Origin of the sequence: Janthinobacterium sp. BJB401 (assembly GCF_013372745.1) — a bacterium.
Classification (GTDB): Bacteria; Pseudomonadota; Gammaproteobacteria; order Burkholderiales; family Burkholderiaceae_D; genus Janthinobacterium; species Janthinobacterium rivuli.
The window spans coordinates 1-9,590 of record NZ_JABXFH010000088.1; the positions used below are offsets into that span (position 1 = coordinate 1).

The window sequence follows — 9,590 nt, forward strand, 5'->3', positions numbered from 1 at the left end:
ATCAGGAAAGAAGCACAAGGAAAAACATGGACCTGACTCCCCGCGAAAAAGACAAGCTGCTCATTTTTACGGCTGCATTGCTGGCCGAACGTCGCCTGGCGCGCGGCTTGAAATTGAACTATCCGGAAGCGGTGGCCCTGATCAGCGCGGCCATCATGGAAGGCGCGCGCGATGGCAAGTCGGTGGCGCAGCTGATGTCGGACGGGACAAAAATTCTGTCGCGGGCCGACGTCATGGACGGCATCGCCGAGATGATCCCCGACATTCAGGTGGAAGCGACCTTCCCCGATGGCAGCAAGCTGGTGACCGTGCACCACCCGATACCGTAGTCTTTTGAGAAGGAGCCCCTCATGACCCCAGGCGAATACCAATTGGAAGAAGGCGAAATCAGCTTGAATGCCGGGCGCGCCACGGCCACCGTGGTGGTGGCCAACCGGGGCGACCGGCCGATCCAGGTGGGATCGCACTTCCACTTTTTTGAAGTCAACCCGGCGCTGGCCTTCGAGCGCTGGCGCGCCTATGGCATGCGCCTGAACATCACGGCCGGCACGGCCGTGCGCTTCGAGCCGGGCCAGCAGCGCACCGTGGAACTGGTGGCGCTGGCGGGCGAGCGCAAGGTCTACGGCTTCAATGGCGCAGTGATGGGCGAACTGCAAGACACTCCACCGGGAAAGGATTGAGATGGCCAGCATTCCCCGCAGCGCGTATGCCGAAATGTTCGGCCCTACCAAGGGCGACCGCATCCGCCTGGCCGACACGGAACTGTTCATCGAGATCGAGCATGACTATGCGATCTACGGCGAAGAGGTGAAATTCGGCGGCGGCAAGGTGATCCGCGACGGCATGGGCCAGTCGCAGCGCTGTGCGGCCGAAGTGATGGACACCGTCATCACGAATGCCGTCATCCTCGACCACTGGGGCATCGTCAAAGCCGACATCGGCTTGAAAAACGGCCTGATCTTCGGCATCGGCAAGGCGGGCAATCCCGACATCCAGCCCGGCGTCACCCTGGCCATCGGCGGCGCCACGGAAATCATCGCCGGCGAAGGCATGATCGTCACGGCCGGCGGCGTCGACACGCACATTCACTTCATCTGCCCGCAGCAGATCGAGGAAGCCCTGATGAGCGGCGTGACCACCATGCTGGGCGGCGGCACGGGACCGGCCGTCGGCACGGCCGCCACCACCTGCACGCCGGGGCCGTGGCATTTGCACGCCATGCTGGCGGCCGCCGACGCCTTCCCGATGAACCTGGGCTTCATGGGCAAAGGCAATGTGAGTTTGCCGCTGCCGCTGGAAGAGCAGGTACGCGCGGGCGCCATCGGCCTGAAACTGCACGAAGACTGGGGCAGCACGCCGGCCGCCATCGACAATTGCCTGTCGGTGGCCGACCGCATGGATATCCAGGTGGCGCTGCACAGCGATACGCTCAACGAAGGCGGTTTTCTCGAACACACGCTGGCCGCCTTCAAGGACCGCACCATCCACACCTTTCACACGGAAGGGGCGGGCGGCGGCCATGCGCCCGACATCATCGCCGCCGTGGGCCAGTCCAACGTGCTGCCTTCGTCGACCAATCCCACGCGGCCCTTTACCGTCAACACGCTCGACGAGCATCTGGACATGCTGATGGTGTGCCACCACCTGGACCCGGCCATTGCCGAAGACGTGGCCTTTGCCGAGTCGCGCATCCGCCGCGAAACCATCGCCGCCGAAGATATCCTGCACGATATCGGCGCCATCTCGATGATGTCGTCCGACTCGCAAGCCATGGGCAGAGTCGGCGAAGTGATCATGCGCACCTGGCAGACGGCGCACAAGATGAAGGTGCAGCGGGGACCGCTGGCGCCCGACACGGTGCGCAGCGACAATTTCCGCGCCAAGCGCTACATCGCCAAGTACACGATCAACCCGGCCATTACGCACGGGATTTCGCACGTGGTCGGCTCCATCGAGGCGGGCAAGATCGCCGACATCGTGCTGTGGAAGCCGGCCTTTTTCGGCGTCAAGCCATCGATGATTTTAAAAGGCGGCATGATCGCGGCCGCGCAGATGGGCGACCCGAATGCGTCGATTCCCACGCCGCAGCCCGTGCACTACCGCATGATGTTCGGCGCCTTCGGCGGCGGCCTGAAAAAGTCGTTTACGTTTGTCTCCCAGGCGGCCTACGACCTCGATATCGGGCATCAGCTGAAACTGAATAAATCCGTCATCGCCGTGAAGAACATGCGCGGCTTGCGCAAGCACGACATGATCCACAACAGCGCCACGCCGCACATGGAAGTGGACCCGGAAACCTACGCCGTGCGCGCCGACGGCCAGCTGCTCGTGTGCGAGGCGGCCGCCGTGCTGCCGATGGCGCAGCGCTATTTTCTATTTTAAGCAGGAGACAAGCATGCTGACTTTGCATACCAAACTAGCGGCTGACGATAGTCGCGCCGCTTTTGCCCAACTTGTGCTGCCTTACGACCAGCGCGAAAAATGCCGGCTGCGCGCCGTGCTGACAAATGGCGACGACGTGGCCGTGTTCACCGTGCGCGGCACGGTGCTGCGCGACGGCGAGCGCATGACGGGGCCAAGCGGCCAGGTGGTGCGGATCGTCGCCGCGCGCGAACCGACCTACCTGGTGCGCTGCCTTGACGCGCATACCCTGCTGCGCTGCGCTTTTCACTTGGGGAACCGCCACACGCAGGCGCAAGTGGGCGATGGATTTTTGCGCATCCGCAAGGACGTGGTACTGAAGGAGATGCTCGAAGGCTTGCAGGCGAGCGTGACGGAAGAAAGCGCGCCGTTCGAGCCGGAGGCGGGCGCGTACGGCGGCGGCCATGGCCACCACGACGGCCATGGCCAGCACTTGCTGGCGCCCGTGCCGCTGCGGCAGAAAATCCACCGTCCCGGCGATGCGCCAGGCGCCGCATGATGCAGGCGTCGGCCCTGCTGCATTTGCTGCAGTTCGCCAGTCCGGCCCTGCCGATCGGCGCCTACAGCTATTCGCAGGGTCTGGAAGCGGCGCTCGAATCCGGCCTGGTGAGCGACGCGGCCACGGCGCGTAGCTGGATCGCCCAGCATCTGGCGCAGGTGGTGGCGCGCTGGGAAGCACCGCTGTGCTGGCGGCTGATGCAGGCATTCGAGGAACAGGACTTGTGCGCCGTGCAGCGCTGGAGCGAGCGCTTCATCGCTTCGCGCGACACGGCGGAGTTTCGCGCCGAAACCATCCAGATGGGCTATTCGCTGACCAAATTGCTGGCCGAGCTGGGCGTGGCCGATGGCGTGCTGATCGACATGCTGCAGGGTCAGCCCGAAGTGGCCCTGCCCACCGCGTATGCCTGCGCCGTGGCGGCGCTGGTCATTCCGCGCGAAGAGGCGCTGCTGGCCATGCTGTTCGCCTGGGCGGAAAACCAGGTGCTCGTCTGCGTGAAATCCGTGCCGCTGGGGCAGGTGGCGGGCCAGCGTTTGCTGCTGTCGCTGCGTCCGGATCTGGAGGCGGCGGCGCTGACGGCGCAAAGTTTACAAGACGACGAGATGGGCAACTGGGCGCCGGGCCTGTCGCTGCTGTCGATGCGCCACGAAGTGCAGTACAGCCGCCTGTACCGTTCCTGAACACAACAACGAGAGACCATACTATGACTTCGATCACTTCCAATCCGCTGCGCGTGGGCATTGGCGGGCCCGTCGGCTCGGGCAAGACGGCCCTGTGCGAAATGCTGTGCAAGGGCATGCGCGAACGCTACGACATGGCCGTCATCACGAATGACATCTATACCAAGGAAGACATGGAAATCCTGCTGCGCGCCGACGCCTTGCCGGCCGAGCGCCTGATGGGCGTGGAAACGGGCGGCTGCCCGCACACGGCGATTCGCGAAGACGCGTCAATCAACCTGGAAGCCATTGCGCGCATGCAGGCGGATTTTCCCAACCTTGATTTGATCCTCGTCGAATCGGGCGGAGATAATTTGGCCGCCACCTTCAGTCCGGAATTGTCGGACCTGACGATTTACGTGATCGACGTGGCCGGTGGCGAAAAAATCCCGCGCAAGGGCGGGCCAGGCATCACGCGCTCCGACTTGTTGATCATTAACAAGACGGACCTGGCGCCATACGTGGGTGCCAACCTGGACATCATGGCGCAGGACGCCAAACGCATGCGCGGCGAACGCCCGTTCGTATTTACCAACCTGCGCAGCGGCGACGGTGTGCAGGTCGTTATCGATTTTATCCGCGAGCAAGGTTTGCTCGATCAACCAGGCAAGGAGTTGCAATGAGCGCAAGACTGATGAAGAAAACTGCCGCCGTGGCGGCGTTGTGTTTGCTGGCCATGCCCGCCATGGCCCACCCCGGCCATGGCGAGAGCGTGGGCTTCCTGGCTGGTTTTGCCCATCCGTTCACGGGTATCGACCATTTGCTGGCCATGCTGGGCGTGGGCATCTGGGGCGGCCAGCAACGTCGCGGGCTGGGCCAGAGCGCCACGTTTCTCGGCATGATGCTGCTTGGCGCGCTGGCCGGCATGGTCGGATTGACGGTGCCGGGGCTGGAAACGGGCATCGCTGCCACGGTGGCGCTGGTGGGACTGGCCATTGCGCTGGCGCTGGCCTTGCCGAACTGGTTGGGCATGGGATTGGTGAGCCTGTTTGCGCTGGCGCATGGCAATGCCCACGGTCAGGAATTGCCGGCCGCCTCGGCCGCCTGCGGCTTCATGCTGGCTTCGGCTATTCTGCTGTGCGCGGGACGTTTCATCGGCCAGGTGCTGGCCGAGCGCATGCTGCGTGTGGCCGGCGTGGCCTTGACGGCCGCCGGCGTGGTGCTGATGGGAGTCGCTTAATCGTTTAAGCGCCGGGGCGCTTGTCGGACAGCACGATGGGCGCCGCTTTTTCAGGATGCAAGCCCTGGTGGCCCGCATACACGGCGGCGATGGCGGCCATGTCGGCCTCCTTGTCGCCCGTCAGATACAAATGGTCGACGACGCCCAGCACCTTGTTCGGGTAGTCGATGTAGACCAGCAGCAAGGGTACCTTGGCGGCTACGGCCAGGTGATAAAAGCCGCTCTTCCAGTTCGGGCGGTAGCTGCGCGTTGCTTCCGGCGTGATGGCCAGCCAGTACCAGTCGGCGGCCAGCATGCGTTCCGCCTGGCGCTGGATCGTGCCGCTGGTGGTGCTGCGGTCGACGGGTTCGCCACCGAGGTAGCGCAGCACCTTGCCCATCGGGCCGCGGAACAGGGAATCCTTGGCCAGCCAGCGGAACGGCAGGGACAGCGCCCATTTGCCGAACAGGCCCACCATGAAATCCCAGTTGGACGTGTGCGGGTAGACGACGGCGATGCCGCGCGGCCCCGGCAAGGGGCGGAAGCGCATGCGCCAGCCGAACAGGTGCAGCACGCGCAGCGCGCAGCGCTGGTGCCAGGTCGGCAAGTCGCCCGCTTGTACAAATAAATCGTCCATTGATACCCTTCAGTGACACTGTTCTTAATGGGATGGCGCTGGTGGCCATTTTCCTTGAAGCAAAAATTCTGCGCAGGCATTCTATACGGGGCTGGCGATGGCGACAAGCAGCCGAGGCCGCTATTCATGCGGTGTCGAGGCTGTTGCTGCCACTATTTTAACGATGCTTTGCCTCCGTGTCGGGCACTAAATGCGCACGATGTGGTCAAAACTTGATGCAGTGTTGATCCACCCGACATGGAGCCATGGCATGAAAAACAGTATCGACGATGTAAATGGAGAGAAGGTGCGAACGGACAAAGTGATGGCCGAGCTCGTCGAGCGGGGCGTTGCTTTCCATCACATCCTGGGGCGCACGGTGGCGACAGCCTATTTGCGCGAGCACGCGGTGCCGGTCGAAGTGATACGCCGTGTCTTCAGCAGCGTGCAGGCGCGCCGTCCGGCCCGGCCGGCACGGCGCCGATGGCGTTGAACTGACGATAGGGGAACGGCGGCGTACATAAGGCCGAATAAGGTAAGGCGGAGGGCGCCGCGATCGTCACGCAGTCAGTGCGTTGGTATCGTTGCGCCCGCCGCCAGGGAGATGGGCAGCGCGGTGCCGCCCAAGGGGCTTTCAGGATGCCGTTCAGCTTGCCGTTCAGGCTGCTGTTAAGCTTGTGCCGCCAGTGCCGGGTAGTCCGTGTAGCCGCTCGCATCGGTTGCGTACAGGGTGTCCGGGTTCAGCGGATTCAAGGGCGCGTCGCTGTGCAGGCGTACAGGCAGGTCCGGGTTGGCGATGAACCACAGGCCAAAGGCCACGGCATCGGCTTCGCCTTTGGCCAGCAGGGTTGCGGCCGCTGCCTTGTCCATTTTCTCGTTGGCAATGTAGACGCCGCCAAATTCCTGCTTCAGGTAGGGGCCCAGACGGTCTTCGCCCAGCGCTTCACGGGCGCAGATGAAGGCGATGCCGCGCTTGCCCAGTTCGCGCGCCACATAGCCGAAGGTGGCGCGCGGATCGGAATCGCCCATGTCGTGCGCATCGCGGCGCGGCGCCAGGTGCATGCCGACCTTGTCCGCGCCCCATACTTCGATACACGCGTCCGTTACTTCCAGCATCAATCGCGCGCGGTTTTCAATCGAGCCGCCGTAGTTGTCGGTACGCAAGTTGGTGCTGTCTTGCAGGAACTGGTCGAGCAAATAACCATTGGCGCCATGGATTTCCACGCCGTCGAAGCCGGCTTTTTTCGCATTCTCGGCGCCCAGGCGGTAGGCTGCCACGATGCCGGGAATCTCTTCCGTGTCTAGCGCGCGCGGCGTGACGAATTCCTGTTTCGGCCGCACCAGGCTCACATGGCCGGCCGGCTTGACGGCGCTGGGCGCCACGGGCAAGTCGCCATCGAGGAAGACGGGGGCGGAAATGCGGCCCACATGCCACAGTTGCAGCACGATCAGACCGCCCGCGTCATGCACGGCCTGGGTGATGTGTTTCCAGCCTTCCACCTGTTCCTCGGACCAGATGCCTGGCGTGTCGGCATAGCCCACGCCTTGGGGCGTAACGGCCGTCGCTTCCGAGATGATCATGCCGGCCGAAGCGCGCTGCGTGTAGTACTCGGCCATCAGGGCGTTGGGCACGCGGCCCGGATTGCCGGCGCGCGAACGCGTCAGCGGTGCCATGATGATGCGGTTTTTCAGTTGCAAGCTGCCGATGGTGATGGGGTCGAATAAAGTTGCCATGATTGTTGTCTTTCCTGTCGAGAGTGCCGCGCGCGGCGATGTGGATGCTGTTACAAACCTTGCTGCATGTGGTCGAGAAAGGTCTGGATAGTGTCTTCATTGCGGCTAAAGAAGCTCCATTGGCCCACCTTGGTGGCTGAAATCAGGCCCGCTTTCTGCAGGCTGGCCAGGTGCGCCGACACCGTCGATTGCGACAGGTTCAGGCGCCGGTCGATCAGGCCGGCGCACACGCCCAGGTGCAGCGGGTGGTCCTGCTCCTGGAAATACTGTTCCGGCTCCTTCAGCCATTGCAAAATCTGCCGGCGCACCGGATTGGCCAGCGCCTTGTGGATGGCGTCGATATCCATGTTGTTTCTCCTCAATACATAATTCGCTTTTCAGCGATGTATATATCGTTTTTCCTAAATTCTAATATCGTGATTCTACGATATAAATGAAAAGCGTGCCGGCGGCGTGCTTTTTGAAGGGTTCAGGCGGGAAGGGGATTGCGCTGCAGTACGGCCGGGCCCGTCAACACGATGCGCACCAGGTCCACCTGGCGCTGGGCGCCGGCCTTGGCGGTGGCGCTCTTGATCTGCGTGCGCGCCGTGTGGATGGAAATGCGCTGGCGTTCGGCGTATTCCTGCAGGGAGTAGCCGTTGACGAGCGCTTCCGTCAGGCGCGCCTCGGCCACCGTCATGCCATAGAAATTGCGCAGGGTGGCGGCCAGGGAGGTGATCAGGTCGCTGCTGTCGCTGAGGAAGACGGCGATGGCGCTGGCCGAGCCGAACGGGCTGTGCCAAGAGGGCAGGGGAGTGACGCGCAGGCGCAGCTGTTCACCCGTCAAGCCGTTCAGGTTGAGCACGCCGCCGGGACCGCCTGCCGCCGTCGTACCCGTTTGGGCCGCCTCGTGCAGCATGCGCCGCAGCGCGCCGTTGTCCGCTTCGCGCGGGCAATACAGGGGCGCGCCTTCGCGCAGTTGCAGCAGCCGCGTCGAAGCCGTCATGGCCAGCGCCCGCTCGTTGGCGTAGAGCAATTGCGACGTGGCGTCGAGCAGCAGCACGCCAAACGGCAGCAATTCCAGCACCTGGGTGGAGCTCTGGGACAGCACTTCCAGCCGGCGCAGCTTGCGCTGCAGGGCAAAGGCCGTCTGCAAATGGGGCATCAGGCTGCGGATCAGCGCCAGCTCGCCCGCCTCGTAGGCGCCCGCCCGTTCGCGGCGCACCACGGTGACGTTGGTGGAGCGCTCGGCGCGCAATTCGACGATGGCCGCCGCCGTATAAAAAATGTCTTGCGGGCGCAGCCAGTCCGTCCAGTATTCGGTTTTTTTCAGGCAATGGTCGGGAAACAGCATGGAGCCGGTGACGACGGCGCCTTCGCGGTGCAGGGAGGCGTCTTCCAGCCAGACGTTGCGCGCACCGTAATAGCTGGCAAAGCTGGCCATGGCATCCGATTCGAAGCCATACGTGGCGGACAGGCCGCTGCCCGGCATCAGGACGTCGACCGAGCGGTTGCTGAAATCATTGGCCCAGATCAGACCCGCGTGCGATTTCAGTTGTTGCGCAAAGGCGGCGAGGAATTGCGACCAGGCGCCATGCTGCGTGGCCGCTTCGTAGATCAGGGTAATCAGCGCCTGGCTGGCGACGGCGAGCGATGGCGTCATGGGCAATCCTCATGCGGCAAGCGGTGGACAAGACATATCTCGGGCGGCCTTGGCCGCGGCCGCCCGACTTCCCTAGCGCGATTCCAGCCAGCTTTTGCCGCCGGAGGTGCACGTGCTGAGGCTGGCGTACTGGCTGATATAGTTATAGCCGCTGCCGCAGCCGCCTTCGCCCGATTTGATGGGACCGTAGCAAGCGCCTTCATAGCTGAGCTTACCATTGACGCTGGTGCTTTTGACACAGAAATTGTAATTGCTGGCCGTGGTGTTGTTGGGCAAGGTGGGGCCGTTGTTTTGCCCGCAACCGAGCTCCTTGCTTACGGAGCGCGCATAGTCGACCATTTTTTGATACGTGCCGCTGTAGTAGGCATCGGCCTTGGCTTTGTCTCCCTGCTTGCAGGCGGCCACGAGGCTATCGTACCCCGAGTCTGCCTGGGCATAGTTGCCCGATACCTGGATGCCGCAGGCGCTGGCCTGCTTGCGTTCCGTATCACTGATCAGATTGCTGTACTGGCAGGTGGACGACGTGCCGCCGCTGGCACTGGTGGAACCGCTGCCCGAGCTGGTGCCGTCGCTGCCGCCGCCACCGCAGGCGGACAGCATGAGGCAGCCGAGCAAAGTGGCGGCAAAGGTGGTTGGATGTGCTTGCATGATTTCCCCTGTGGACTGTGACTTGCCACCATGTGTCTGGTGGTATCTTTTTTATTGCTGCAAGGAATTGTATCGGGCATGTTTTTTGGAAACATCACCCATTTGGGGTATGCGCAGGCAGCACGGAGCGGGGCGAGGCGGGGGGGGCGGCG

Annotated in this window: 13 protein-coding genes; 8 read left to right on the plus strand and 5 right to left on the minus strand. The window is 63.3% G+C overall.

The annotated features are described in order from the left end of the window. The first annotated feature begins 26 nt into the window (after positions 1 to 26). Genes HWE17_RS27860 through HWE17_RS27890 form a run of 7 tightly spaced genes read left to right on the plus strand, consistent with a single transcriptional unit; the run spans position 27 to position 4,819 of the window. Complete coding sequence (locus tag HWE17_RS27860) at positions 27 to 329, plus strand: urease subunit gamma (RefSeq protein WP_034751936.1); 303 nt, start codon at positions 27 to 29, stop codon at positions 327 to 329. Between the two features lie 21 nt (positions 330 to 350). Further along, positions 351 to 680 (plus strand): urease subunit beta, encoded by a 330-nt coding sequence (locus HWE17_RS27865; RefSeq protein WP_035819980.1) that lies wholly within the window; start codon positions 351 to 353, stop codon positions 678 to 680. Between the two features lies 1 nt (position 681). After that, positions 682 to 2,382, plus strand: coding sequence for an urease subunit alpha (ureC, locus tag HWE17_RS27870; RefSeq protein WP_176391032.1), 1,701 nt, complete (start codon positions 682 to 684; stop codon positions 2,380 to 2,382). Positions 2,383 to 2,395: 13 nt separating this feature from the next. Next, the gene (gene ureE, locus HWE17_RS27875) at positions 2,396 to 2,920 is read left to right on the plus strand and encodes an urease accessory protein UreE (protein WP_176391033.1); all 525 of its coding nucleotides are present in this window, start codon (positions 2,396 to 2,398) and stop codon (positions 2,918 to 2,920) included. Further along, complete coding sequence (locus HWE17_RS27880) at positions 2,920 to 3,600, plus strand: urease accessory protein UreF (protein WP_099400700.1); 681 nt, start codon at positions 2,920 to 2,922, stop codon at positions 3,598 to 3,600. The genes ureE and HWE17_RS27880 overlap by 1 nt, the downstream gene beginning before the upstream one ends. Before the next feature lie 23 nt (positions 3,601 to 3,623). After that, positions 3,624 to 4,262, plus strand: coding sequence for an urease accessory protein UreG (ureG, locus tag HWE17_RS27885; protein ID WP_034783159.1), 639 nt, complete (start codon positions 3,624 to 3,626; stop codon positions 4,260 to 4,262). After that, a complete protein-coding gene (locus HWE17_RS27890; RefSeq protein ID WP_255206425.1) occupies positions 4,259 to 4,819 on the plus strand; it encodes a HupE/UreJ family protein in 561 nt (186 codons plus the stop codon). Before ureG ends, HWE17_RS27890 begins: the two co-directional genes overlap by 4 nt. Before the next feature lie 4 nt (positions 4,820 to 4,823). Here the strand turns inward: HWE17_RS27890 and HWE17_RS27895 are convergent, their stop codons facing one another. Next, positions 4,824 to 5,435 carry a 1-acyl-sn-glycerol-3-phosphate acyltransferase gene (locus HWE17_RS27895; RefSeq protein ID WP_176391034.1) on the minus strand — a complete coding sequence of 204 codons (612 nt, stop codon included), beginning with the start codon at positions 5,433 to 5,435 and terminating at the stop codon, positions 4,824 to 4,826. Positions 5,436 to 5,685: 250 nt separating this feature from the next. Between HWE17_RS27895 and HWE17_RS27900 the strand changes: the two genes are divergently transcribed. Next, the gene (locus HWE17_RS27900) at positions 5,686 to 5,907 is read left to right on the plus strand and encodes a hypothetical protein (RefSeq protein ID WP_176391035.1); all 222 of its coding nucleotides are present in this window, start codon (positions 5,686 to 5,688) and stop codon (positions 5,905 to 5,907) included. Between the two features lie 176 nt (positions 5,908 to 6,083). Here the strand turns inward: HWE17_RS27900 and HWE17_RS27905 are convergent, their stop codons facing one another. The 4 genes from HWE17_RS27905 to HWE17_RS27920 form a co-directional block, all read right to left on the minus strand. Beyond that, a complete protein-coding gene (locus tag HWE17_RS27905; RefSeq protein ID WP_176391036.1) occupies positions 6,084 to 7,148 on the minus strand; it encodes an alkene reductase in 1,065 nt (354 codons plus the stop codon). A gap of 50 nt (positions 7,149 to 7,198) precedes the next feature. Continuing rightward, positions 7,199 to 7,495 carry a helix-turn-helix transcriptional regulator gene (locus HWE17_RS27910; RefSeq protein ID WP_176391037.1) on the minus strand — a complete coding sequence of 99 codons (297 nt, stop codon included), beginning with the start codon at positions 7,493 to 7,495 and terminating at the stop codon, positions 7,199 to 7,201. A gap of 122 nt (positions 7,496 to 7,617) precedes the next feature. Then, positions 7,618 to 8,790: a helix-turn-helix transcriptional regulator gene (locus HWE17_RS27915; RefSeq protein ID WP_176391038.1), complete on the minus strand. Its 1,173-nt coding sequence runs from the start codon at positions 8,788 to 8,790 to the stop codon at positions 7,618 to 7,620. A gap of 72 nt (positions 8,791 to 8,862) precedes the next feature. Then, the gene (locus tag HWE17_RS27920) at positions 8,863 to 9,438 is read right to left on the minus strand and encodes a hypothetical protein (RefSeq protein WP_176391039.1); all 576 of its coding nucleotides are present in this window, start codon (positions 9,436 to 9,438) and stop codon (positions 8,863 to 8,865) included. Positions 9,439 to 9,590: the final 152 nt, after the last annotated feature.

Coding starts and splice junctions, on each gene's coding strand:
- HWE17_RS27860 (WP_034751936.1), top strand. CDS start 27: ATGGACCTGACTCCCCGCGAAAAAGACAAGCTGCTCATTTTTACGGCT.
- HWE17_RS27865 (WP_035819980.1), top strand. CDS start 351: ATGACCCCAGGCGAATACCAATTGGAAGAAGGCGAAATCAGCTTGAAT.
- ureC (WP_176391032.1), top strand. CDS start 682: ATGGCCAGCATTCCCCGCAGCGCGTATGCCGAAATGTTCGGCCCTACC.
- ureE (WP_176391033.1), top strand. CDS start 2,396: ATGCTGACTTTGCATACCAAACTAGCGGCTGACGATAGTCGCGCCGCT.
- HWE17_RS27880 (WP_099400700.1), top strand. CDS start 2,920: ATGCAGGCGTCGGCCCTGCTGCATTTGCTGCAGTTCGCCAGTCCGGCC.
- ureG (WP_034783159.1), top strand. CDS start 3,624: ATGACTTCGATCACTTCCAATCCGCTGCGCGTGGGCATTGGCGGGCCC.
- HWE17_RS27890 (WP_255206425.1), top strand. CDS start 4,259: ATGAGCGCAAGACTGATGAAGAAAACTGCCGCCGTGGCGGCGTTGTGT.
- HWE17_RS27895 (WP_176391034.1), bottom strand. CDS start 5,435: ATGGACGATTTATTTGTACAAGCGGGCGACTTGCCGACCTGGCACCAG.
- HWE17_RS27900 (WP_176391035.1), top strand. CDS start 5,686: ATGAAAAACAGTATCGACGATGTAAATGGAGAGAAGGTGCGAACGGAC.
- HWE17_RS27905 (WP_176391036.1), bottom strand. CDS start 7,148: ATGGCAACTTTATTCGACCCCATCACCATCGGCAGCTTGCAACTGAAA.
- HWE17_RS27910 (WP_176391037.1), bottom strand. CDS start 7,495: ATGGATATCGACGCCATCCACAAGGCGCTGGCCAATCCGGTGCGCCGG.
- HWE17_RS27915 (WP_176391038.1), bottom strand. CDS start 8,790: ATGACGCCATCGCTCGCCGTCGCCAGCCAGGCGCTGATTACCCTGATC.
- HWE17_RS27920 (WP_176391039.1), bottom strand. CDS start 9,438: ATGCAAGCACATCCAACCACCTTTGCCGCCACTTTGCTCGGCTGCCTC.